Source organism: Cellulomonas sp. P22 (genome assembly GCF_044392165.1).
Window position 1 is genome coordinate 123,703 of record NZ_JBISBW010000001.1, and the last position, 22,361, is coordinate 146,063.

Consider the following 22,361-nt stretch of genomic DNA (forward strand, 5'->3'; position numbering starts at 1 on the left):
GGAGGATAGATCCGTGCCCCCTGCTTTCACCGATCTCCGCACGGACCTCCACCGGGCGGGCTACTACCCCGAGCTCGTCGCGGACGTCCTCGACGTCGCCGTCGCTGACGAAGAGGTCGTGGCCCACCTCGTCCATCCCGAGACCACGTTCGATGCCGCCGAGGTGCGCAGGCACGTCACCGTGCTGGTCCTGACCCCGTCGCGGCTGGTCGTGGCCCACGTCGACGACCACCCGGCGGACAGCGAGAACCCGTCCGCCAGCGCGGCCGCCACGACCGAGTCGGTGCCGCTCGCCGAGCTCCGCTCGGTCGCGCTCACGCACGTCGTCGCGACCCCCGAGCAGCACCGCACGGGCGACACCGCGGCCGAGCTCACCCTCGCGATCGGCTGGGGCGCGGTCTCGCGCGTCGACCTCGAGCCCGCGTCGTGCGCCGACCCCGCCTGCGAGGCCGACCACGGCCTGACCGGAACCCTCACGCCCGACGACGTCGTGGTGCGCGTGAGCGCGGTGGCCGAGGGTCAGGAGGCCGTCCGGGCCGCCGCCTCGTTCGCCCGCCAGCTCTCGGCGGCGAGCGCCCGCCGCCGATGAGCACCGACCCGCTCAGCCTCGCCCACCACGCTGCCGTGGCGCCGCCGGCATCCGCGGACCTCACGTCCGCGGGTCTCGTCACGCCCGACTACGACGACCGCTACCTCGGTGCTGTCCTGCCCGCGGTGGCGCACGCGCTGGGGGTCCCCGACGTGGACGGCTCGCGGCGCGGCCTGTCGTTGCCGCGCGCCCAGCGGGCCTGCGTCGTGCTGGTCGACGGGCTCGGCATGCACAACCTCACGGAGCGCTCGGGCCACGCCCCGTTCCTGCGCTCGTTGCTGGCGGGCTCTCAGCCGCTGAGCACGGGCTACCCCTCGACGACCGCCGCCTCGCTCGGCTCGTTCGGCACGGGCAGCTGTGCGGGACGCACGGGCATGGTCGGGTACTCGGCGCGCAACCCCGCGACGGGTGGCCTCGCCAACCTCGTCTCGTGGGACGGCGCGGGCGACCCGCGCGAGTGGCAGCGCGAGCCCACGGTGTTCGAGCGGGTCGTGGCGGCCGGGATCCCCGTGACGAGCGTGGGTCCGAAGCGTTTCGCGGGCTCGGGCCTGACCGAGGCGGCGCTGCGCGGCGGCGACTACCGCGCGGCCGAGTCGCTCGCGGACCGGGTCGACGTCGCACTGTTCGAGCTCATGGGCCCCGCGCTCGTCTACCTGTACTGGGGTGACGTCGACAAGGTCGGGCACCACCACGGCTGGGGGTCGCGCCAGTGGGGCGACGCGCTCTCGGCGCTCGACCGTGAGCTCGGGCGCCTGGCCCGCTCGCTGCCGACGGGCACGACGCTCGTGGTGACCGCCGACCACGGCATGGTCGACGTGGACCGCTCGCGCCGGTGGGACGTGGCCCGGACCCCCGAGCTGTCCGAGGGCGTCGAGCTCGTCGCGGGCGAGCCGCGGGCGCTCCACGTGCACGTGACCCCCGGTGCTGGGCTCGAGGAGCGCACGCACGAGGTGGCGGCCCGGTGGCGCCGGACCCTCGGTGACGCCGGGGTCGTCGCGCTCGGCACGGAGGCGATCGAGGCCGGCTGGTTCGGCCCCGTGGCCGAGCACGTGCGCCCGCTCATCGGCGACGTCGTGGTCGCGATGGCCGGACGGGCGACGGTGGTCGACTCGCGGACCCAGACCCAGGGGTCGATGGACCTCGTGGGGGTGCACGGCTCGCTCACGCCGGCCGAGGTGCACGTCCCGTTCCTGACCGTCCAGGCCTGAACCGGAGGACACGACCCATGGCTGAGCTGGCCTTCTTCTCGGGCACCATGGACTGCGGCAAGTCGACGCTCGCGCTGCAGATGCACCACAACCACGCGGCACGCGGGCGGGACGGCCTGCTGTTCACGTCGCACGACCGCGCGGGCGAGGACCGCCTGTCGTCGCGGCTGGGGCTGAGCGTGCAGGCGAACGAGGTGACGTCGGCGACGGACTTCTGGGGCGAGGTCGTCGAGCGACGCGTCCGGGGCCGTGCCGTGGACTACCTCATCTGCGACGAGGCGCAGTTCTACACCCCCGAGCAGGTCGACCAGCTCGCCCGGGTCGTGGACGACCTGGGGGCGGACGTGTTCGCGTTCGGCATCACGACCGACTTCCGCAGCCGGCTGTTCCCGGGCTCGGCTCGGCTCGTCGAGATCGCCGACCGGGTCGAGGTGCTGCAGGTCCGGGCGCTGTGCTGGTGCGGGGCCCGTGCCACCCACAACGCTCGCACGGTGGGCGGGGTCATGGTGGTCGAGGGCGAGCAGGTCGTGGTCGGCGACGTCGACGTGACCACGGGCGGTGACGAGACGGGGTACGAGGTGCTGTGCCGCCGTCACCACGTCCGACGGCAGACGGCGCGGGCCGCGCGGGCGGCAGCGCCCTCCCCGCAGACCCTGGGCGTGCTGCACGACGGGGACCCGTCGGCGCCGCCCGCCTGACCCGACCTACTCGGGCTTCGCGCCGAAGACGATCTCGTCCCAGCTGGGGACCTTGGCCCGGCCCTTGCGTGCCTTCGGGCGCTCGGTGGGGGCGCCGGCCTCGTCGGACGCGGTCTCGGGCGCAGGCAGCGCGCCGGGACGGACGCCCGACGCGTGCTCCACGGCCGGACGCTCGTCCGCGGGCGTCTCGCCGACGGGGGAGAGCGCGGGGAGCGCGGGCACGTCACCCGTCGCGAACCGCGGCGCCGAGAGCACGGTGGCCTCGGTCTCGGGGTCGGCGTCGACGGGGTGCGCACCGGGGACCCCGGCGAAGTCGAACGCGTGCGGGGGGCCGAAGCCCTCGAAGTCCTCGCCGTCGTCGTCGAGGTCGAGCTGCTGCCGGACGCCGCGCCGCGAGCGCAGGTCGTCGAGCAGCGCATCGGTCTCGGCGTGCGGGTCGGGCTCAGGAACCGCGTCGGCCAGGTCGAGCACGCCGAGCACAGGACGCAGCGAGCCGTCGGCCTCGACGTCGAACACGACGTCGCGCACGGCCGAGAGGTGGCGGCGGGGGATGGGCTCGTCGGCGATCTCGGTCTCCGAGAGCCAGCGCGCCTCGTCCTCGTCGGCCTGGATCACGCGCTTCGCGGCGTCGTACGTCCAGCTGGCCTCGCGCTGCTCCTCACCGACCATGAACCGGGCGACGACGTGCCAGGGGCCCGCCAGGCCGCGGTGGGCGTCCCAGGCGAGCGTGGCCAGGGCGACGCCCCGCGCGGCGAGCCGGTCGGTCACGAGGTCGCCGAGCACGGGGGCGCCGGCGTCGCGGCCCACCCGCGTCGCGCGAGCCTGGTCGGCGACGAACGCCCGCTCGGCGAGCACCGGGCCCTCGTAGCGCCGCACCTGCTCGACGGGCAGGTCGGCGTCGTCCGCGACCTCCTGGGCCGTGCGGCCCGCCCGGATGCTCGCCTGGATCTCACGCGGGCTCAGCGTTCCGGCACGCGTCGACCGCAGCTGCTCGAGCTGCGGTCGGTCACGCCGGACCGCAGCGCGCAGCGGCTCGTCGATGCGCAGCCGGAAACGTTGGCCGTCGGGCGCTGTCAGGACGAGGTGCTCGCCGTCGTCGTGCAGACCCACCAGCTCCAGCTCACCCATCAGACCTCCTCGTAGCCCCGAGGAGAGACTGCCACCGATGGCACCCGTTCGGCGGTAGGCGACCCGGTGCGCCGCGCGGCGGTCGCGCCGCGGACGCTGCGATGATCGTCCTGTGATCCCCGAGCTGCCGTTCGAACCCGCCATGGAGCTCGCCGGCATCTTCGTGGGTGCGCTGTCGGGGGGCCTCGCGGCGGTGCGCAAGAAGTTCGACGTCTTCGGCGTGCTGGTGCTGGCGTGGGCCGCGGGCCTCGGCGGCGGGCTCATGCGCGACGTCCTGATCGGCGCGATCCCACCGGTGGCGATCGCGGACTGGCTGTTCATCGCGACCGCGCTCGCCGGGGGCGTCGCGATGTACTTCTTCCACCCGCGCCTGGAACGGGCGCGACGCATGATCGCTGTGCTCGACGCGGGCTCGCTCGCGCTGTTCGCCGTGGTCGGGACGATCAAGGGCCTGCAGTACGACTCGGGCGTGGTCGCCGCGATCTTCGTGGGCACGATCACGGGCGTCGGGGGAGGGGTGCTGCGCGACCTCCTGTCGGCCGAGGTGCCCGCCGTGCTGCACCACCGGGAGCTGTACGCGATCCCGGCGCTCGTGGGGGCCGCCGCGACCGCGCTGCTGTGGGAGGGCGGGCTGCTCACGAGCGGCACATCCGCGGTCGTGGTCGCCGTGGTGTTCGGGCTGCGGCTCATCGCGATGCGCTTCCACCTCAACGCCCCCGGACCGTGGCAGGAACGCCCCCGGTCCCGGTCCCGGTCCGGATGACGCGGCGCGGCGCGGACCTGCCGCGCGGCCGGGCTCCTGCTCGTCGGGCACCATGGGCACGTGGACCACACCCAGACCCCCGTGCCCGATGCCGCCCTGACCCGTGAGCTCGTCGCGCTCGCCGAGACGCTGGCGCGCGCCGCCGGTCGGCTCGTGCACGACGGCCGCCCCGAGCGGGTCGCGGTCGCGGCGACGAAGTCGAGCCCGATCGATGTCGTCACCGCGATGGACCTCGCGTCCGAGGCGCTGCTGCGCTCGATGCTGGCCGAGCACCGCCCCGACGACGGGATCCTCGGCGAGGAGGAGGGGTACGTCCCGGGCACGAGCGGTCTGACGTGGGTCCTGGACCCGATCGACGGCACCGTGAACTACCTGTACGGCATCCCCGCGTACGCGGTCTCGGTGGCTGTCGTCGCGGGCGAGCCGGACCCCGAGCGGTGGACCGCGGTCGCGGGCTGCGTGTTCTCGGTCGCCGACGGCCGCACCTACACCGCGGGCCGCGGGACCGGGGCCTACCTCGACGGCCGCGAGCTGCACATCAATGCCGCGCCCGATCTGGCGACGTCGCTGCTCGGCACGGGATTCGGATACGTCACCCAGCGCCGTCGTGCACAGGCGCGTATCGTCGCTGAGGTACTTCCTCAGGTACGTGACATTCGTCGCATCGGGTCGGCTGCGCTGGATCTGTGCACGCTCGCCTCGGGTGGGCTCGACCTGTACTACGAGCGGGGCCTGAACCCGTGGGACCTCGCGGCGGGCGCGCTCGTCGCACAGGAGGCCGGGGCGGTCGTGACCGGCCTGGACGGGCGTCGGGCCAGCGCGGACATGACCGTGGCGGGGCCGGCGGCGACGGTCGGGCAGCTCGTCGCGGAGCTCGAACGGCTGGGTGCGGGCAGCGACGAATGAAAGCGTCTTCCACCAAGTGTCCGAACTTGGTCAATTGTCCGTGTGTGCACGGCCCAGAAAAATAGTGCAGAATCCGCAGCGCTGCGGGAACAAACGTCGAGGCTGACGCATTGACCCCGCATACGACGACCCGCCGACCACACGGAGTGTGACCCCGCTCATGGCAACCGACTACGACGCCCCGCGCAAGACCGAGGAGGACCTCAGCGAAGACTCGCTGCAGGAGCTCCAGGCTCGGCGCTCCGACAAGAACTCGGGCGTGGTGGACGAGGACGAGACCGAGGCGGCCGAAGGCTTCGAGCTCCCCGGCGCCGACCTGTCCGGAGAAGAGCTGTCGGTGCGTGTGCTCCCGCGTCAGGCGGACGAGTTCACGTGCACACGCTGCTTCCTCGTGCACCACCGCAGCCAGCTCGCGTACGAGAAGAACGGCCAGCCCGTCTGCTCGGAGTGCGCTGCCTGACAGCTTCATCCACGTGCCGACGGCCGGCCGGTCCACGGGTCTCGACCCGGACCGGTCGGCCGTCGCCGTCGTGGGCGTGCCCCGGTGCGGGGTGCGGCCACGGGGGAGCCCGCCCCGGTCAGCGGGTCGCGGTGCCGATCGCCGCGGCGAGCTCGGCCGGGCGCCGGGTGGACACGATCCAGCACGGCGTCGGGTCCTGGGGGTCGCGGACCTCGGCTCGGACGGCCGTGCCCACCCACGCCCGCAGCACCACGTACGCGCGCGGGTCGTAGCCCGGACCGACCGCGTGGCGGGTCTGCTCACGGTCGAGCGGCTGCGCGTCGGCGAGCAGCGCGAGCGGGATGTGCGCGCCCCCGGCCCACAGCTCGCCGTCGGCCACCCGGACCTCGGGCGAGGTCCGGACAGCGAAGACCAGGGCCGCCACGAAGGTCGCGACCCCGGCGACGGCGGCCAGCAGCGGGCTCACCGGGAAGAACACGGCGCCGATGACGCCGCCCGCGGCGAGGGTGCAGAACCAGCCGAGCGGACCAGGCCACAGGCGCTCGGTGAACGTCGTGCGGGCGGGGCGGGTGAGTTCCTCGGGCATGGGACCAGGATGTCATCCTGCGCCCGGTGCACGGAGCCGTCCTTCGAGCCCGGGGAGGTAGGGTCTGCGACCGTGACCGATCACTCCACCCTCGAGGTCCTGCTGCTCCGACTCGACGCAGGGCTCCCCGCCCCGGTCTACGCCCACGCGGGCGACGCCGGCGCCGATCTCGTGGCCCGCGAGGACGTGCTGATCCCGCCGCAGGGCCGTGTCACGGTCCCGACCGGGGTCGCGATCGCACTGCCCGACGGGTACGCCGCGTTCGTCCACCCGCGGTCCGGGCTCGCGGCCCGGCACGGGCTGACGATCGTCAACGCGCCCGGGACCGTGGATGCCGGGTACCGCGGCGAGATCGCCGTGACGCTCCTCAACACCGACGTGCACAACGCCGTCGAGCTGTTCCGCGGCGACCGCATCGCGCAGCTCGTCATCCAGCGGGTCGAGCGGGCGCGGTTCGTCGAGGTCGAGAGGCTCCCCGGCTCGCAGCGCGGCGAGGGTGGTTTCGGCTCCAGCGGCGGCTGGCTCGCGGCGTCGACCCCGACGCCGTGACCTGTGCACGTCGGACGGTGCTAGGTCCGGCGCGCGGAGCGGATTACTGTCACGTGGAAGGCCACGTGGTGGCGACAGGTGAGAAGGGACGATCTGGTGGGTCTTTTCCGGCGTGACGCGCGGACGCGCGACACCGAGGACGCGGTGACCGACGACACGAGCGAGGCCCTCGAGCCGTTGGTCGGCGAGACGGACGGCGCGGACGACGCGCCGATCGACGGCGCATCCCGCACCAGTGGTCCCTGGGACGTCGCCGACGCCCCCGAGGGCGTGGCCCGGGTCGACCTGGGTGCGATCCACCTGCCCGGCGTGCCGGGCATGGAGCTGCGCATGGAGATCGACAAGAGCACCGGCACCGTCTCGGCGGCCCAGGTGAGCCTCGACGGTTCGACGCTGCAGGTCCAGGCGTTCGCGGCGCCGCGCACCGAGGGCATCTGGGACGAGATCCGCGAGGAGATCGCCGAGTCGGTCACCAAGCAGGGCGGATCGGCCGACGACCTGCCCGGGCCGTTCGGCCGCGAGCTGCTGGCACGGCTCCCCGTCCGCACCGCGGAGGGGCGCACGGGCCACCGTCCCGCGCGCTTCGTCGGCACCGACGGCCCGCGCTGGTTCCTGCGCGGGGTCATCACCGGCAAGGCGGCGGTGGACCCGGCGGCGGCCACCGTGCTCGAGGACCTGTACCGGGCGATCGTCGTGGTGCGCGGGGACGAGGCACGTGCGCCGCGCGACCTGCTCGCGCTCACCCTGCCCGGCCAGGGCACGGCGGCCACGCCGCCGGTCGAGGCGCCGACGTTCGACCCCATGACCCGCGGACCTGAGATCACGGAGATCCGATGACGCTGCGTGACGCCCTGCAGAAGGCTGTCGCCTCGCAGGCCGAGATCGAGGCAGACGAAGAACGAGCGGACGCGTTGCGCGCGACGGGCTGCGTCCCGGTCGCGAACGTGTCCCACCGCCGTCGGGCGAGCATCTCGGGCGTGCTGCGCTCGGTCACCCTGCGCCCGCGCGAGGGGACCCCGGCCCTCGAGGCCGAGCTGTACGACGGCAGCGGCACGATCGACCTCGTGTGGCTCGGTCGCCGCTCGATCGGCGGCGTCGAGCCGGGTCGTCGGCTCAAGGTCGAGGGGCTCGTGTGCTCGCTCGCCGGACGCCCCACGATCTACAACCCGCGCTACGAGCTGCGGCCACGACCCGGTGAGTGAGACCCCCCGGGAACCGGCCGGCGAGCTCGCTGACGGCACCGAGACGCAGGCCGCCGAGGGTGGTGGCCGGGGTCTGCGCGCGATCAACGCCGAGCAGTTCTCGGTCGCCGAGGCGGTGGGCGGGGTGCGTGGGCTCGTCGAGTCGGTCGCGCCCGGGCTGCTGTTCGTGGTCGTGTACCTGGTGGCCGGTCAGCGCCTGATGCCCGCGCTCGTCGGCGCGGGCGCCGCTGCGGTCGTCGCTGTCGTGGTGCGTCTCGTGCAGCGCACACCGGCGACCCAGGCGTTCTCGGGTCTGCTGGGTGTCGGCATCGGCGTGGTGTGGGCGTGGCGCTCGGGCGAGGCGCAGGACTACTTCGCGTACGGCCTGGTGACCAACGCCGTGTACCTCGTGGGCTGCCTCGCGTCGGTGCTCGCGGGGTGGCCCGTGGTCGGGCTCGTGGCGGGTCTGCTGCGCGCGGACGGCCCCCTCGGCGGCGGCCCGTGGTCGAGCGTCGCCGCGTGGCGCGCGGACCGGCAGCTGCGGCGCCGCTACGCGTGGGCCACCTGGGCGTGGGTCGCGATGTTCGCGGCCCGCCTCGCGGTCCAGGTGCCGCTGTACCGCAACGCGGAGGTCGCGTGGCTGGGCACGGCGAAGCTCGCGATGGGCCTGCCGCTCACCGCGCTCGTGCTATGGGTCAGCTGGCTGCTGGTCCGTGGGTCAGGAGCTGCTCGAGCTCCTGCTCGTCCGCCTGCCGCCCCGTGACGAACATCAGCTCGTCGTGGCCCTCGATGGTGTCGTCGGGGCTGGGCGCGATCGGGCGGTCGTCCCGCACGATGCACGCGAGCACGGTGTCGGTGGGCCAGACCACCTGACCCACGCGCCGCCCCACGAGCGGGGAGTCCGCGGGCAGCGTGAGCCCGAGGATGCCCGCACCCGACTGGTGGAACGTGAAGATCCGCACGAGGTCACCGACGGCGACGGCCTCCTCGACCATCGCGGTCATGATGCGCGGGGTCGACACCGCCACGTCGACGCCCCACGCCTCGTCGAACATCCACTCGTTCTTGGGGTTGTTGACGCGCGCGACCGTGCGCGGGACGCCGTACTCCGTCTTGGCGAGCAGCGAGATGACGAGGTTGGCCTTGTCGTCACCCGTCGCGGCGACGACCACGTCGCACTCGTCGACCTTGGCCTGGGTCAGCGTCGAGAGCTCGCACGCGTCCGCGAGCAGCCACTCGGCCTCCGAGACCTGCGCGACACGCATCGCCGACGGCTGGCGGTCGACGAGGGTGACCTCGTGCCCGTGCCCCAGCAGCTCGCGCGCGATCGAGCGGCCCACCGAACCCGCACCGGCGATGACGACCCTCATTCGGACACCACCGGGGCGCTGGTGAGGATGCGTTCGACGTCGGGCAGGTCGTCCGCCCTGACCAGCACGTGCACTGTGTCGTCCTCCTGGAGCACTGTGGCGTCGGTGGGCAGCAGCCCGTCGCCGTAGCGGGTCACGTAGGCCACGCGCGAGCCGCTGGCCTCCTCGATCGTGTGCAGCGCGCGACCCACCCAGCCGGGGTGCACGTCGATCTCGCACAGCAGGATCTGCCCCGAGGCGTCGCGGAACTCGCTGGTCGCGCCCAACGGGAGCAGCCGTCGTAGCACCTGGTCGGAGGTCCAGCGGACCGTCGCGACCGTGGGGATGCCGAGGCGCTGGTAGATCTCCGCGCGGTGGGGGTCGTAGATGCGGGCCACGACGGTGCCGACCCCATAGGTCTCGCGGACCACGCGCGCGGCCAGGATGTTGGAGTTGTCGCCGTCCGACACGGCAGCGAACCCGTACGCGTCGTCGATGCCGGCCTGCGCGAGGGTGTCACGGTCGAAACCGAGGCCGGTGACCTTCTTGCCGCCGAAGTCGGCGTCGAGGCGCCGGAAGGCGTCGGGGTTCTGGTCGATGACGGCCACCGAGTGGCCATGGTTCTCGAGCGACTGGGCGAGCGTCGCTCCGACGCGGCCGCAGCCCATGATGACGAAGTGCACAACCGGTCACGCTATACCGGCGCGGCCGGGTGCGCGTACACGTTCCGTTCGCGAGGTCGTGCCGCGCGCTGATCGCGAGGTCGTGCCGCGCGCATGGACACGGCAGTCACCTGGCGGCCCTAGCATGGCTCCTCGTGTCGGACATCGCGGATGCCGCCAAACGCCTGGTGCTCGGACGTCCCGTCCGCAGCGACCGGCTCGGCCACACCCTCCTCCCCAAGCGCATCGCGCTCCCCATCTTCGCGTCGGACGCGCTGTCGTCGGTGGCGTACGCCCCCGACGAGGTGCTGCTGACCCTCGCGACCGCCGGTCTGGCCGCGACGGTGATCTCACCGTGGGTCGGCATCGCCGTCGTCGTGGTCATGGTCACCGTGATCGCCTCGTATCGGCAGAACGTGCACGCCTACCCCTCGGGCGGCGGCGACTACGAGGTCGCGACGGTGAACCTCGGCCCCAAGGCCGGGCTCACGGTCGCGAGCGCGCTGCTGGTCGACTACGTGCTCACGGTCGCGGTGTCGATCTCGTCCGGTGCGCAGTACGCGGCGGCTGCCGTGCCCGCGCTGCGTGGGCACGAGGCGATGTTCGGGATCACGCTGGTGGTGCTGCTCACCGTCGCGAACCTGCGCGGGGTCAAGGAGTCGGGCCGCGCGTTCGCGGTGCCGGTCTACCTCTACATGTTCGCGGTCGGGGCCACCATCGTCGCGGGCTTCATCCGCTACGCCGCGGGTGACCTGCCGCAGGCGGCGAGCGCCTCGCTCGAGATCGTGCCCCAGTCGTCGTTCGACCAGGGTCTCGTGGGGGTCGCCGGTGTGTTCCTCGTGCTGCGGGCCTTCGCGTCGGGGTCGGCGGCCCTGACCGGCGTCGAGGCCATCAGCAACGGGGTGCCGGCGTTCCGCAAGCCGAAGTCGAAGAACGCCGCGACGACGCTCGCGCTGCTCGGCGGGATCTCCGGCACGTTCCTCATCTCGATCCTGCTGCTGGCCAGGGCCACCGGCGTGCACTACGTCGAGGACCCGGCCACGCAGCTCCTGCGGGACGGCGCCCCCATCGAGGAGGGCTACGTCCAGCACCCGGTGATCGGGCAGCTCGCCGAGACCGTGTTCCAGGGGCACCCGGCCGCGTTCGTGGCGGTCGCCGTGGTCACCGGCATCATCCTGGTGCTCGCCGCGAACACGGCGTTCAACGGGTTCCCGGTGCTCGGCTCGATCCTCGCGAAGGACGGGTACCTGCCCCGGCAGCTGCACACGCGCGGCGACCGGCTCGCGTTCTCGAACGGCATCCTCACGCTCGCCGCGGCCGCGGTGGCCCTGATCTGGGCGTTCGACGCCGAGGTCACCCGGCTCATCCAGCTGTACATCGTGGGGGTCTTCGTCTCGTTCACGCTCAGCCAGCTCGGCATGGTCCGGCACTGGACGAGCGAGCTGCGCACCGCCGCCGACCCGAGCGAGCGGTCCCGGATGCGGCGCTCACGCGTGGTCAACTCGATCGGCCTCGGGATGACGGGCACCGTGCTGCTGGTCGTCCTGGCCACCAAGTTCACGCACGGTGCGTGGATCGCGATCCTGGCCATGGCCCTCGTCTTCCTGCTGATGCGGGGCATCCGGGGGCACTACGACCGGGTCCGGGCCGAGCTCGCGCTGGGCGCCGACGTGGACGACGCGAGGGCGCTGCCCAGCCGCGTGCACGCGATCGTCCTGGTCTCACAGCTGCACCGTCCCGCGATGCGGGCGATCGCGTACGCCCGGGCCTCACGACCGCAGGTGCTCGAGGCCGTCACGGTCGGCGTCGACGCCGACGATGTCACCCGGTTGCGCCAGGCGTGGGAGGCTCTAGACCTACCGGTGCCGCTGAAGGTGCTCGACTCGCCCTTCCGCGAGATCACCCGGCCCGTGCTCACGTACGTCCGATCGATCCGCCGGGAGAGCCCACGGGACATCGTGGTGGTCTACATCCCCGAGTACGTCGTCGGACACTGGTGGGAGCAGCTGCTGCACAACCAGAGCGCGCTGCGGCTCAAGGGCAGGCTGCTGTTCACACCTGGCGTCGTCGTGGCGTCCGTTCCGTGGCAGCTGGCCTCGACCCGAGGACAGACCGGCTTGGAGGACACAGTGCGAGGAACGGTGACGCGTGGTTACTGACGTCGGAGAGATCGTCGAGCTCGAGATCGGGCCGGTGGCCCACGGGGGGCACTGCGTCGCCCGGATCGGTGCGGACGCCGACGGGCGTGGGGGGCGCGTCGTGTTCGTGCGGCACACGCTGCCCGGCGAGCGCGTGCGGGCACGGCTCACGGAGACGGGGGAGACCGCCTCGTTCTGGCGGGCCGACGCGGTCGAGGTCCTCGAGGCCTCGCCCGACAGGGTTCCCTCGGCGTGGCCCGAGGCCGGCCCCGGTGGCGTGGGCGGCGGCGAGCTGGCGCACGTGTCGCTCGCGGGCCAGCGGGCCTGGAAGGCGGCGGTGCTCACCGAGCAGCTCGCGCGGCTCGCGCACCTCGAGCGTGACGTCGAGGTCGAGGCGGCGCCCGGCGACGACGAGCGGGGTGGCCTGGGCTGGCGCACCCGCATCGACCTGGTGGTCGGCGCGGACGGCAGGGCGGGCATGTCGGGCTTCCGCTCGCACGACGTGCACGCGCTCGACGCGATGCCGCTCGCGAACGAGGCGATCGCCGAGCTCGGCCTGTTCGAGCGCACGTGGCAGCCGGGGACCCGTCTCGAGGTCGTCGCGCCCGCGGGCGGTGACACACCCGTGGTCCTCGTCGACGGCGCACCGTTCGACCTGCGCCACGACCGGGTCGACAAGCGGCCCAACGCGCGCAGCTCGGTGCGCGAGCACCTGCACGTGCGCGGCCGCGACTACACCTACCGGGTGGCGGCCGCAGGGTTCTGGCAGGTGCACCGCGAGGCCCCCGGGGTGCTCGCCGGTGCTGTGCTCGACGGTCTGGGCGATGTCCAGGGCGCCACGGTGCTCGACCTGTACTCGGGTGCGGGCCTGTTCACAGCCCCGATCGCGGACGCCGTCGGTCCCGACGGGCTCGTCGTCGCGGTCGAGGGCGACCCGCAGGCGCTGCGCGACGCGCGCCGCAACCTGCACGACCGGTCCAACGTCGAGCTGCACGCCGGAGACGTGGCGCGGGTCATGCTCGAGGACACCGAGGGCAGCATCGTGCACGCCGACGCGGTCGTGCTGGACCCGCCGCGCGTCGGTGCAGGACGCAAGGTCGTCGAGGCGATCGCTGCGCTGCGGCCTGAGCGTGTCGTCTACGTCGCGTGCGACCCGGCCGCCCTGGCCCGTGACCTGGCGTACTTCGCGGACGGGGGGTACACGCTCGAGGGCCTGCGGGCCTTCGACCTGTTCCCCATGACGCACCACGTCGAGGCCGTCGCGGTGCTGGTCCGCAGCGCCTGAGCACGACCTGACGCCAGCAGGCGACGACGCACGCACGGTGCGGGACCCGACCGGGGTCCCGCACCGTGCGTGCTGTGCGGACCGGTGCAGACGAGCACGGCTCTGCGTCGACGCGGCCGGGTGGCTATGACGCCTCGACGCGGGACCGCCGACGGCGGGCGAGACGGGTGGCGACGAGCGCCCCTGCGGCGACCAGCCCGCCGAAGACCACCCACGGGAGCAGCGCACCGAGGACCACCAGGAGCCCGCCGAGCACGGCCACGAGCGTGCCCCATCCGGCGGCCAGGCCGCCCAGGAACCCGCCGGGCCCTGCGGTCGCCTCGACCACCACCGGGAGCTCGGTCGGGATCGAGATGTCGATGACAAGCGTCGAGAGCGCCACGTCCTCGGCGATCCGTGCCCGGCGCGTCTGCATGCTCTCGAGCTCGGCCTGGCGCTCGGCCACGGCGCCCTCGGCGCTGATGACGTCGGCGTTGGTCGTGGCCCGAGCGAGCAGGTCCTCCATCCGCGCGACGGAGAGCTGCATCGCGCGGATGCGCGCGTCGAGGTCCTGCACGTCGCCGGTCACGTCCTCGGACGTGAGGTCGACCCGGACCACGTCGCCGACGTCCTCGACGGCGTCCAACGTGGTGGTCATGTCGTCGGACGGGACGCGCACCGTGATCGTCGCGTGCGCGTCCTGGTCGGCGGTGCCCGCCCGCTCCACCCGGGAGTCGACGCGGCCCCCGTCTCGCTCGACGACCGCGACGATCGCGTCCGCGGCGGCACGGGGGTCGCTCGCGGTGGCCTGGACCTCGCCCCGCGTGATCACCTGCCGGTTCGCGGCGGCGTCCGACACCTGCGTGGTCGTCGAGCCGAGCGCGAGCTCGGCGTCGCCCGTGGCGGTGCCCTCCTCGACCAGCTGGGCGCCGCCGTCCGCCCCGGCGCCCTGGGCGTCCTCGGAGGACAGGCTCGCGTCGCCGCTCGAGGCCGAGCACGCGGTGAGCAGCAGGGCGAGCACAGCAGCGGTCGCCGCGGCACGTCGCCGGTGGGTCGAGCGTCGTCGCACGTCAGGAGTCATGCTCGGACCGTAGGGCGGTGCCCGCGCGGGCGGGGAGAAGTTGCCCGACCGTGACCGACCCGTCATCGGATCGTGCCGCGCGCCACCTGGACGGCGCACTCCCTCGCCTCCGGCGGCGCGCCGTCATACCGTGGTTCGTGGTCGGGCCGTGGGGCCCGGCGAGGGGAGGGCACCATGTCGGGTGAGCAGGAGAGCACGGCGGCCAGGCGGCTCGCGGAGGCGAGCAGGGCCGCGACCATCGAGCTGCACAAGCAGGGGACGCCCGAGTACGACCAGCGGGCGCACCAGCGGGCGGTCGAGCAGGAGCGCAAGGCGGCCGAGGCGGTCGAGGCGGAGCGGGCAGCCCGGGGCTGACGCCGCCGGCAGGGTCGACGTCCCGCCACCCTCGCACCGACGTCCGGTGCGGGGGTGTGTCGCTGCCCACGGGCGGAAGCAGTACGATGTATCTTGACGTCGAGATACCTGGCGGCGCTCCTCCCCCTAGGGTGGTGGCAGCCCCTCATCACCGTTCGGACGGCCCCGGGCCGCCCACACCACACGCCCAGCGAAGGAGCCCCCGTGAGCAGCGTCGACAGCTACAGGTCGAAAGGGAACCTCGAGGTCGGTGACGCGTCCTACGAGATCTACCGCCTCGCGGCGGTGCCGGGCGTCGAGCGCCTGCCGTACAGCCTGAAGATCCTCGCGGAGAACCTGCTGCGCACCGAGGACGGTGCCAACATCACCGCCGCGCACGTCCAGGCCCTCGCCGACTGGGACCCCCAGGCCCAGCCCGACACCGAGATCCAGTTCACGCCCGCCCGCGTGGTCATGCAGGACTTCACCGGTGTCCCGTGCATCGTCGACCTGGCCACGATGCGCGAGGCCGTCGCCGAGCTGGGCGGCGACCCGAGCCGCATCAACCCGCTCGCCCCCGCCGAGCTGGTCATCGACCACTCGGTGCAGATCGACGTCGCGGGACGCCCCGACGCGTTCGAGCGCAACGTCGAGCTCGAGTACCAGCGCAACTTCGAGCGCTACCAGTTCCTGCGGTGGGGCCAGACGGCGTTCGACGACTTCAAGGTCGTGCCGCCCGGCACCGGGATCGTGCACCAGGTCAACATCGAATACCTCGCCCGCACCGTCATGACCCGCGAGGTCGGCGGCGTGCTGCGCGCGTATCCCGACACCTGCGTGGGCACCGACTCGCACACCACCATGGTCAACGGCCTGGGTGTGCTCGGCTGGGGCGTGGGCGGCATCGAGGCCGAGGCCGCGATGCTCGGTCAGCCCGTGTCGATGCTCATCCCGCGCGTGGTCGGGTTCAGGCTCACCGGCACGATCCCCTCGGGCGTGACCGCCACGGACGTCGTCCTGACCATCACCCAGCAGCTCCGCGAGCACGGGGTGGTCGGCAAGTTCGTCGAGTTCTACGGGGACGGCGTCGCCGCCGTGCCGCTCGCGAACCGCGCCACGATCGGCAACATGAGCCCCGAGTTCGGCTCGACGTGCGCCATCTTCCCGATCGACGACGTCACGCTCGACTACCTGCGCCTGACGGGCCGTGACGACGCGCAGGTCGCGCTCGTCGAGGCGTACGCCAAGGAGCAGGGGCTGTGGCACGACCCGAGCCAGGAGCCGGTGTTCTCCGAGTACCTCGAGCTCGACCTCGGCACCGTCGTCCCGTCGATCGCCGGCCCCAAGCGCCCCCAGGACCGCATCGAGCTGACCGACGCCAAGCAGTCCTTCGCGACGTCGATCCTCGACTACGTGCCCTCGGTCGAGGCCGCGCCGTTCTCGGCGCTCGACGAGTCGGTCGAGGAGACGTTCCCCGCGTCCGACCCGATCGCCGCCGGCCACGACGACGCCTCGGGCCAGCCCTCGCACGTCGTGGGCGGCGACTCCGCGAACCGGCCGCACAAGCGCGTGCCCGTCACGCTCGGCGACGGCACGCAGACCGAGATCGACCACGGCTCGGTCGTCATCGCGTCGATCACGTCCTGCACCAACACGTCCAACCCGTCGGTCATGCTCGCGGCGGCGCTCGTCGCGAAGAAGGCCGTCGAGAAGGGCCTGAGCGCCAAGCCGTGGGTCAAGACGTCCATGGCCCCCGGCTCGAAGGTCGTCACCGACTACTACGAGAAGGCCCAGCTGTGGCCGTACCTCGAGAAGCTCGGCTTCCACCTGGTCGGCTACGGCTGCGCGACCTGCATCGGGAACTCGGGCCCGTTGCCCGAGGAGGTGTCCGCGGCGGTCAACGAGCACGACCTGTCGGTCGTGTCGGTGCTCTCGGGCAACCGCAACTTCGAGGGCCGCATCAACCCCGACGTCAAGATGAACTACCTGGCCTCGCCGCCGCTGGTCATCGCCTACGCGCTCGCCGGGACGATGGACTTCGACTTCGCGAACGAGCCCCTGGGGCACGCCGAGGACGGCACCCCGGTGATGCTCGCGGACATCTGGCCCACCGCGGAGGAGGTCCAGTCGACGATCGACCAGGCCATCGACCGCGGCATGTTCACCAAGGACTACGCCGACGTCTTCGCGGGCGACGAGCGCTGGCAGCAGCTGCCGACGCCCCTCGGCGACACGTTCGAGTGGGACGCCGACTCGACCTACGTGCGCAAGCCCCCGTACTTCGAGGGCATGTCCCGCACCCCGACGCCGGTGCAGGACGTCACGGGTGCGCGCGTCCTCGCCAAGCTGGGCGACTCGGTCACGACCGACCACATCAGCCCCGCCGGGTCGATCAAGCCCGACAGCCCCGCGGGCGCCTACCTCGCCGAGCACGGCATCGACCGTCGTGACTTCAACTCCTACGGCTCGCGCCGCGGGAACCACGAGGTCATGATCCGCGGCACGTTCGCGAACATCCGGCTGCGCAACCAGCTCGTGCCGGGGGTCGAGGGCGGCTTCACGGTCGACCACCTCACCGGCGAGCAGACGACCATCTACGACGCCGCGCAGTCCTACGCCGCAGCAGGCGTGCCGCTCGTCATCCTGGGCGGCAAGGAGTACGGCTCGGGCTCGTCGCGCGACTGGGCCGCCAAGGGGACCGCGCTGCTGGGCGTCAAGGCCGTGATCACCGAGAGCTTCGAGCGGATCCACCGCTCGAACCTCATCGGCATGGGTGTCCTGCCCCTGCAGTTCCCCGAGGGGGAGTCGGCCGAGTCGCTCGGGCTCGACGGCACCGAGACGTTCGACGTCGCGGGGGTCACCGAGCTCAACGACGGCACGACGCCCCGCACGCTCGCGGTGACGGCGACGAAGCCCGACGGGTCGGTCGTCACGTTCGACGCCGTGCTGCGCATCGACACCCCCGGCGAGGCGGACTACTACCGCAACGGCGGCATCCTGCAGTACGTGCTGCGTTCGCTCGTCACGAGCTGACGCTGGGCGCCCGACGCCGGTGGACCGTCTTGACGGTCCACCGGTGTCGTCGTGCCCGGGCTGGTGCGCCGGCACAGGGCGACGTGCCCTGCGGTGTCAGGGCCGGGGGTGCTCGTCCAGTTCGGTTTCTACTGTGGGGACATGGTGCGGATGTACCGGCCTCAATCTGACCTGCGGCCGGCCAGCCGCTGCGGCAGCGGACTCCCAGGGCTGACCGGGCGCGGATCCAGAACCCGTTGCTGATCGCGGACTCGAGCCGGTAGACGACGCCAGACCCCACGGGGACCGGCAATGCCTCCACGAATCGACTACGCCACACCCGGCGTCGGTCTATGTTGCGACGGTGCGCACACGCCACTCCGCGAAGATCCTCATGCTGGCCTGGCTCGTCATGTTCGTCGGCTTCATGGCGTACCTCATCAGCCTGCTCGGCTGGACCGGCGTACTCATCGTCAGCATCGCGCTCGCCTTCACCGCCGCGTTGGTCACCATCGTGATCGTCACCACCGAGCGACGCGTCCGCCGACGAATGAAGCAGTTGGAAAGCACCCACCCGGGCTGGGGCGTCGCCAGCGCCGTCACAACCCAGGGGCAAGCAGAAGCCATGCGCTCCGCCGGCCATCGGCAAGTCGTGGGAGTTGGCGTCACCATCGCGTACGGGCCCGCCGGCATCGAGCTATGGGCCCCACGTAAGAACCACGGCCTCGCGAAGGTCCTCGAGCTGCCCTGGGCGCAGATAGCTGACATCCGGCAGGCCGACGACGTCCGCAACCTGCGCGGCTGGCCGGTCACAGGTCTGCGGATCACCTTGGTCGACGGTCGCACGCACGACCTCATCGCCAGCCCGCAGCCAGTTCTCGCCAAGACCGCCCGCGCTACCAAGACCCCGCTGGTTGCGGCACTCGCGAACGACATCAACATCCGCCGCACGACTCCCGCCTGGCCTGCGCCGGGAGCATCCTGACGCGCGTCAGCTGTGGCTACAGAACCCTCCTGCGAAGGCCTAAGCAACGCGAACGGCCCCTCCGCCGCTGACCAAGACGAATGGCTCCGAGGAAGCCTCAGAACCTTGCACCGCCACCAACACTAAAAGCCGAACTGGGTGCTCGTGCCGGCCGGTTCCGCTGGTCGCAGCAGGCCGAGTGTGGCGGGCACCAGCTCCGCCGCGGGGTGCTGCCGGGCGTTGAGCGTGGCGACGGCTCGCCGGTGGGCGCGTGCGAGCCCCCGCGGCTGCAGGGCGAGCCCGGGCGGGCGGCGCACGCCCTGCCCGTCGTGGTTGCCGTGCACCGAGACCAGCAGCGTCGACGTGCGCGGAGCCAGCTCGGTGAGCCGTTCCCTGACCGGCAGCCACGCCTGCACGGCGCGCACAGTGGCCGGCGACAGCGGGACGGTGCGCTCGGGCTGCGGCCCACGGGCGGCGGGCGGTCGGGGCACGTAGGTGACGGTCCTGGCCGCGATGTCGACGTCGTCCACCTGGAGGGCGGCGAGCTCGCCGACCCGCATTCCGGTGTCGGCGATGAGCTCGACGACGAGGGCGTGCCGCACCCACGTCGGCAACGATCGACCGCGGCGCGACTCGGTGGTGAGCTCGGCACCCGCGCGCCGGGTGCTCGCCGCGCTCACCCGGGTCGCGAGCGGAGGGAGCGGCAGCCGGTCGAGCTCGGGCTCGGGGAGCCCGGCGGCCCGGGCCAGCAGGGGGAGGCAGGCGCGTCGGACGCGGTTGCTCGCCGGGGTGGACGGCTGGGTGGACGGCTGGGTGGCGGCCGATCGCGATCGCAGGGCCCCCGCGCTGGCGAGCTCGAGGTATTGCAGGGCGAGGTCGGTGCCGAGCAGCTCGGGGACCGTGGGGAGGGGAGCGCGGCCAGCGGCGAACCGCGACAGCTCTCCGGCGACCCACACGAGCTGGCGCGCCCGTGCGGGGGAGCGGCCCTCGGCGGCCCGCAGTGCGTGCCCGTGCAGCTGTCCGTCGAGGTCTTGGTGCAGGTCCACGGGCTAGGTCTAGCACGATCCCCGATCGTCAACAGTGCAGATAACAGGCCCACACGCTCTTCGTACCGGTTCACACGCGCATCCGGGGGAGCGTCACCCCGAGAGCACAAAAGACGGCAACGGCGGCCCGAGGCACAGGCGTGCCCGGAGGTCCACGTCGCGGGCGGGTGCGGAGGTGATCCGCAGCGTGGTCCGCCACGCGGTCAGCCGCGCAGCACCTGGTCGAGCGCGTGCGCACCCATGCGGGCGAGGTCGGGATCGTCGTCGGAGTGCGCGACCATCGCGGTGCCCATCACGAGCGCCCAGGCGCGGGCCCTGCGCCACAGGGCCTCGTCGGTGCCGCCCCACGCGTCGGTGCGGTCGCGGAAGACCTGGCGTCCCGCCGCGTCGAACGTCATCCACGCGGTCGCGAGGTCTGTCGCGGGATCACCCGCGGTCAGGTCGCCGAAGTCGAGGACCGCCGAGAGGCGTCCGGCGCTCACGAGCAGGTTCGCCGCGTGCGGGTCGCCGTGCACCCACACGGGGACGCCCTGCCACCGGGGCGTGTCGAGCAGCTCGTCCCACAGCCGTGCGACACGGGAGGCCTCGGGCACCGAGCCGCTCGCGAGGCGCTCGCGCACGGCGGCGTCGCGCGTCCGTATGTCGACCCCGCGCACCGGGTTCCACGGCGCGTCGGCGGGAGCGGGTCGGTGCAGCCGCGCGAGCACGTCCGCGAGCGGAGCCGCCAGCTCCGACCGCTCGCCGGGTTCGATTGTGGCCACGGTGCTGCCCACGAACCAGGGCACGATGCTCCACGCCCACGGGAACTCGGGCGACGGCACCCCGGTGCGCACCGGGACCGGGCAGGCGACACCGAGCAGGGGACCGATCTCGGGCAGCCAGCGCTGCTCGTGCAGCACCAGCCGCGCCGCGGCCTCGCGCCGGGGCATCCGCACCGCCAGGTCCTCGCCGAGCCGCAGCACGGCGTTGTCCCAGCCGCTCGTCACGAGCCGCACCGGCAGGTCGGCCAGGTCGGGGTGCTGCTCGGCGACGAGCCGGGCCGCCAGCGCGGGCGTGACGTCGAGCTCGGCGGCGGGTCGGACGGCCACGGGGTCTCCTCTCGTGCGTCAGTGGGTGCTCGGCACCGGCCGTTCGGTCGTGGTCAGGCGGGGACGGCGATCGTGTGGCCGGCGTCCCACGCGACGTCCCAGCCCAGCGCGTCGAACATCGCGTCGAGCACCAGGGCGGTGAAGCCCCACACCACATGCTCACCCGCCAGGAACGCGGGGGAGCGGTAGGTGCGCGCACCACGGGTGAGGGTGGCGGTGCGGCGGTTCTCCGGTGACAGCAGGTCCGCGACCGGGACCCGGAACACCTCGGCGGTCTCGGCGTGGTCGACCGCGACGACCGGTGAAGGTCGCGTCCACCAGCCCACGACCGGCGTGACGAGGTGGTTGCTCGCGACCACCGGAAGCTCGGGGAGCGTGCCGAGCACGTCGACGCCCGAGGGGTCGAGCCCGGTCTCCTCACGCGCCTCCCGCAGCGCTCCGGCGGCCGGACCGTCGTCGCCGGGGTCGAGGCGCCCACCGGGGAACGAGATCTGCCCTGGGTGGTGACCCAGCGTCGAGCTGCGCCGGGTCAGCAGCACGTCCAGGTCGCTGCCCACCGTCGGGGCGGGCTCGTGTGCCGGCACCCGGTCCAGCACGCCGAACAGCACCAGCACGGCCGCGGGGCGACCCACCGCCGGAGTCTGCAGCAGGGCGCGCACCCCTGCCTGCGACCAGCGGTCGCCGCCGGTGCGGCACAAGGCCGTGAGCTGATCACGGGCGAGCGGGGCGGACCCGGCGCTCATGCGGACGCCCGCGAGCGCAGCGCGTCCCACTCATCGCGAAGGACGCCGAGCACGACGGCGTCGTGCACGCCCCCGGCCCAGCGGCGGGCCCGGCGCATCCGGCCCTCCTCGACGTAACCGGCCTTGAGCGCAGCGCGGATCATGCCGGGGTTGCCGGAGTAGGTCGCGAGGTCCAGGCGCAGCGCGTCGGTCGTGGCGAACAGGTGGTCGGTCCACAGGGTCAGTGCCGTGGTCCCGACGCCGCGTCCCCAGCAGGTCTCGTCCCAGAGGACCAGGCCAAGCCGGCGCCAGTCCGTCTCGGCGGACTCCCAGTACCAGGTGACCTGGCCCAGCACGAGGTCGGTCGCCGCGTCGACCACGGCGAGGTGACGGCGGGGCAGGGCGCGGTCGGCCGGGTCGGTCGCGACGTCTGCCGTGAGCCGGGCGACGTAGGCGTCCACGTCCTGGCGCGTCATCGGGGCGAAGTACGGGCCGTTGGTGGCGTGCCACGGGCGTGCGGGGTCGAGCAGATCAGCGACGCGGGGCAAGTCGCCAGCGGTGAGATCGCGCAGACGCACGTCGTCCTGCTCGAGGACGGGCGGATGGCAGGCATGCGTCGACGTCATGCCTGCCA

At 73.1% G+C, this 22,361-nt stretch carries 24 protein-coding genes; 15 read left to right on the forward strand and 9 right to left on the reverse strand.

The features are described 5' to 3' along the window. Window positions 1-13: 13 nt before the first annotated feature. From ACGIF2_RS00595 to ACGIF2_RS00605, 3 genes are read left to right on the forward strand one after another with little or no spacing between them, the layout of a single operon-like run. Window positions 14-589 carry a DUF5998 family protein gene (locus ACGIF2_RS00595; protein WP_396042380.1) on the forward strand — a complete coding sequence of 192 codons (576 nt, stop codon included), beginning with the start codon at window positions 14-16 and terminating at the stop codon, window positions 587-589. Next, a complete protein-coding gene (locus tag ACGIF2_RS00600) occupies window positions 586-1,797 on the forward strand; it encodes an alkaline phosphatase family protein (RefSeq protein WP_396042382.1) in 1,212 nt (403 codons plus the stop codon). Before ACGIF2_RS00595 ends, ACGIF2_RS00600 begins: the two co-directional genes overlap by 4 nt. Before the next feature lie 17 nt (window positions 1,798-1,814). Further along, window positions 1,815-2,495, forward strand: a complete 681-nt coding sequence (locus tag ACGIF2_RS00605) for a thymidine kinase (protein ID WP_396042384.1) — start codon at window positions 1,815-1,817, stop codon at window positions 2,493-2,495. Between the two features lie 6 nt (window positions 2,496-2,501). Here ACGIF2_RS00605 and sepH read toward each other — a convergent pair whose 3' ends face one another. After that, window positions 2,502-3,623, reverse strand: coding sequence for a septation protein SepH (gene sepH / locus ACGIF2_RS00610; RefSeq protein ID WP_396042386.1), 1,122 nt, complete (start codon window positions 3,621-3,623; stop codon window positions 2,502-2,504). 112 nt (window positions 3,624-3,735) lie between these two features. Here sepH and ACGIF2_RS00615 point away from each other — a divergent pair, with 112 nt between their 5' ends. The 3 genes from ACGIF2_RS00615 to ACGIF2_RS00625 all read left to right on the forward strand — a co-directional run bounded on the left by ACGIF2_RS00615 (window position 3,736) and on the right by ACGIF2_RS00625 (window position 5,752). Further along, window positions 3,736-4,386: a trimeric intracellular cation channel family protein gene (locus tag ACGIF2_RS00615; RefSeq protein ID WP_396042388.1), complete on the forward strand. Its 651-nt coding sequence runs from the start codon at window positions 3,736-3,738 to the stop codon at window positions 4,384-4,386. A 60-nt stretch (window positions 4,387-4,446) separates the two neighbouring features. After that, entirely contained in the window at window positions 4,447-5,292 is an 846-nt protein-coding gene (locus ACGIF2_RS00620; RefSeq protein ID WP_396042390.1) for an inositol monophosphatase family protein, read from the forward strand. Window positions 5,293-5,452: 160 nt separating this feature from the next. Further along, complete coding sequence (locus ACGIF2_RS00625) at window positions 5,453-5,752, forward strand: DUF4193 domain-containing protein (RefSeq protein WP_396042392.1); 300 nt, start codon at window positions 5,453-5,455, stop codon at window positions 5,750-5,752. Window positions 5,753-5,870: 118 nt separating this feature from the next. Here the strand turns inward: ACGIF2_RS00625 and ACGIF2_RS00630 are convergent, their stop codons facing one another. Next, window positions 5,871-6,338: a DUF3093 domain-containing protein gene (locus tag ACGIF2_RS00630; protein WP_396042394.1), complete on the reverse strand. Its 468-nt coding sequence runs from the start codon at window positions 6,336-6,338 to the stop codon at window positions 5,871-5,873. Between the two features lie 72 nt (window positions 6,339-6,410). On the opposite strand from ACGIF2_RS00630, the gene dut reads away from it, so the two are divergent. The 4 genes from dut to ACGIF2_RS00650 all read left to right on the forward strand — a co-directional run bounded on the left by dut (window position 6,411) and on the right by ACGIF2_RS00650 (window position 8,831). After that, window positions 6,411-6,887, forward strand: coding sequence for a dUTP diphosphatase (gene dut / locus ACGIF2_RS00635; protein WP_396042396.1), 477 nt, complete (start codon window positions 6,411-6,413; stop codon window positions 6,885-6,887). 96 nt (window positions 6,888-6,983) lie between these two features. Further along, window positions 6,984-7,724 carry a DUF3710 domain-containing protein gene (locus ACGIF2_RS00640; protein WP_396042398.1) on the forward strand — a complete coding sequence of 247 codons (741 nt, stop codon included), beginning with the start codon at window positions 6,984-6,986 and terminating at the stop codon, window positions 7,722-7,724. Further along, complete coding sequence (locus ACGIF2_RS00645) at window positions 7,721-8,089, forward strand: OB-fold nucleic acid binding domain-containing protein (RefSeq protein WP_396042400.1); 369 nt, start codon at window positions 7,721-7,723, stop codon at window positions 8,087-8,089. Before ACGIF2_RS00640 ends, ACGIF2_RS00645 begins: the two co-directional genes overlap by 4 nt. Next, the gene (locus ACGIF2_RS00650) at window positions 8,082-8,831 is read left to right on the forward strand and encodes a DUF3159 domain-containing protein (protein WP_396042402.1); all 750 of its coding nucleotides are present in this window, start codon (window positions 8,082-8,084) and stop codon (window positions 8,829-8,831) included. The genes ACGIF2_RS00645 and ACGIF2_RS00650 overlap by 8 nt, the downstream gene beginning before the upstream one ends. Here ACGIF2_RS00650 and ACGIF2_RS00655 read toward each other — a convergent pair. Beyond that, window positions 8,764-9,438 carry a potassium channel family protein gene (locus ACGIF2_RS00655; RefSeq protein WP_396042404.1) on the reverse strand — a complete coding sequence of 225 codons (675 nt, stop codon included), beginning with the start codon at window positions 9,436-9,438 and terminating at the stop codon, window positions 8,764-8,766. The genes ACGIF2_RS00650 and ACGIF2_RS00655 overlap by 68 nt on opposite strands. Beyond that, window positions 9,435-10,085, reverse strand: a complete 651-nt coding sequence (locus tag ACGIF2_RS00660) for a potassium channel family protein (RefSeq protein ID WP_396042440.1) — start codon at window positions 10,083-10,085, stop codon at window positions 9,435-9,437. The genes ACGIF2_RS00655 and ACGIF2_RS00660 overlap by 4 nt, the downstream gene beginning before the upstream one ends. A 149-nt stretch (window positions 10,086-10,234) precedes the next feature. Between ACGIF2_RS00660 and ACGIF2_RS00665 the strand changes: the two genes are divergently transcribed. Together ACGIF2_RS00665 and ACGIF2_RS00670 are read left to right on the forward strand one after the other, a co-directional pair. Then, on the forward strand, window positions 10,235-12,238 hold the full coding sequence (locus ACGIF2_RS00665) for an APC family permease (RefSeq protein WP_396042406.1): 2,004 nt from the start codon (window positions 10,235-10,237) through the stop codon (window positions 12,236-12,238). Beyond that, window positions 12,228-13,502, forward strand: coding sequence for a class I SAM-dependent RNA methyltransferase (locus ACGIF2_RS00670; RefSeq protein WP_396042408.1), 1,275 nt, complete (start codon window positions 12,228-12,230; stop codon window positions 13,500-13,502). Before ACGIF2_RS00665 ends, ACGIF2_RS00670 begins: the two co-directional genes overlap by 11 nt. Window positions 13,503-13,626: 124 nt before the next feature. Here ACGIF2_RS00670 and ACGIF2_RS00675 read toward each other — a convergent pair whose 3' ends face one another. Further along, window positions 13,627-14,562 carry a DUF4349 domain-containing protein gene (locus tag ACGIF2_RS00675; RefSeq protein WP_396042410.1) on the reverse strand — a complete coding sequence of 312 codons (936 nt, stop codon included), beginning with the start codon at window positions 14,560-14,562 and terminating at the stop codon, window positions 13,627-13,629. A gap of 174 nt (window positions 14,563-14,736) precedes the next feature. Here ACGIF2_RS00675 and ACGIF2_RS00680 point away from each other — a divergent pair, with 174 nt between their 5' ends. The 3 genes from ACGIF2_RS00680 to ACGIF2_RS00690 all read left to right on the forward strand — a co-directional run bounded on the left by ACGIF2_RS00680 (window position 14,737) and on the right by ACGIF2_RS00690 (window position 18,892). After that, a complete protein-coding gene (locus ACGIF2_RS00680) occupies window positions 14,737-14,916 on the forward strand; it encodes a translation initiation factor 2 (RefSeq protein WP_396042412.1) in 180 nt (59 codons plus the stop codon). 204 nt (window positions 14,917-15,120) lie between these two features. After that, window positions 15,121-17,928, forward strand: a complete 2,808-nt coding sequence (locus tag ACGIF2_RS00685; RefSeq protein WP_396042414.1) for an aconitate hydratase — start codon at window positions 15,121-15,123, stop codon at window positions 17,926-17,928. A 343-nt stretch (window positions 17,929-18,271) separates the two neighbouring features. Continuing rightward, window positions 18,272-18,892, forward strand: a complete 621-nt coding sequence (locus ACGIF2_RS00690; protein ID WP_396042416.1) for a hypothetical protein — start codon at window positions 18,272-18,274, stop codon at window positions 18,890-18,892. 122 nt (window positions 18,893-19,014) lie between these two features. Here the strand turns inward: ACGIF2_RS00690 and ACGIF2_RS00695 are convergent, their stop codons facing one another. From ACGIF2_RS00695 to ACGIF2_RS00710, 4 genes are all read right to left on the reverse strand, one after another. Then, window positions 19,015-19,917 (reverse strand): tyrosine-type recombinase/integrase, encoded by a 903-nt coding sequence (locus ACGIF2_RS00695; protein WP_396042418.1) that lies wholly within the window; start codon window positions 19,915-19,917, stop codon window positions 19,015-19,017. Between the two features lie 203 nt (window positions 19,918-20,120). Beyond that, entirely contained in the window at window positions 20,121-21,005 is an 885-nt protein-coding gene (locus ACGIF2_RS00700) for an aminoglycoside phosphotransferase family protein (RefSeq protein WP_396042420.1), read from the reverse strand. Between the two features lie 53 nt (window positions 21,006-21,058). Next, a complete protein-coding gene (locus ACGIF2_RS00705; protein ID WP_396042422.1) occupies window positions 21,059-21,748 on the reverse strand; it encodes an NUDIX hydrolase in 690 nt (229 codons plus the stop codon). Then, on the reverse strand, window positions 21,745-22,353 hold the full coding sequence (locus ACGIF2_RS00710; protein WP_396042424.1) for a GNAT family N-acetyltransferase: 609 nt from the start codon (window positions 22,351-22,353) through the stop codon (window positions 21,745-21,747). The genes ACGIF2_RS00705 and ACGIF2_RS00710 overlap by 4 nt, the downstream gene beginning before the upstream one ends. Window positions 22,354-22,361 lie beyond the last annotated feature (8 nt).

Coding starts and splice junctions, on each gene's coding strand:
- ACGIF2_RS00710 (WP_396042424.1), bottom strand. CDS start 22,353: ATGACGTCGACGCATGCCTGCCATCCGCCCGTCCTCGAGCAGGACGAC.
- ACGIF2_RS00680 (WP_396042412.1), top strand. CDS start 14,737: ATGTCGGGTGAGCAGGAGAGCACGGCGGCCAGGCGGCTCGCGGAGGCG.
- sepH (WP_396042386.1), bottom strand. CDS start 3,623: ATGGGTGAGCTGGAGCTGGTGGGTCTGCACGACGACGGCGAGCACCTC.
- ACGIF2_RS00625 (WP_396042392.1), top strand. CDS start 5,453: ATGGCAACCGACTACGACGCCCCGCGCAAGACCGAGGAGGACCTCAGC.
- ACGIF2_RS00605 (WP_396042384.1), top strand. CDS start 1,815: ATGGCTGAGCTGGCCTTCTTCTCGGGCACCATGGACTGCGGCAAGTCG.
- ACGIF2_RS00655 (WP_396042404.1), bottom strand. CDS start 9,438: ATGAGGGTCGTCATCGCCGGTGCGGGTTCGGTGGGCCGCTCGATCGCG.
- ACGIF2_RS00675 (WP_396042410.1), bottom strand. CDS start 14,562: ATGACTCCTGACGTGCGACGACGCTCGACCCACCGGCGACGTGCCGCG.
- ACGIF2_RS00630 (WP_396042394.1), bottom strand. CDS start 6,338: ATGCCCGAGGAACTCACCCGCCCCGCCCGCACGACGTTCACCGAGCGC.
- ACGIF2_RS00660 (WP_396042440.1), bottom strand. CDS start 10,085: ATGGGCTGCGGCCGCGTCGGAGCGACGCTCGCCCAGTCGCTCGAGAAC.
- ACGIF2_RS00600 (WP_396042382.1), top strand. CDS start 586: ATGAGCACCGACCCGCTCAGCCTCGCCCACCACGCTGCCGTGGCGCCG.
- ACGIF2_RS00645 (WP_396042400.1), top strand. CDS start 7,721: ATGACGCTGCGTGACGCCCTGCAGAAGGCTGTCGCCTCGCAGGCCGAG.
- ACGIF2_RS00705 (WP_396042422.1), bottom strand. CDS start 21,748: ATGAGCGCCGGGTCCGCCCCGCTCGCCCGTGATCAGCTCACGGCCTTG.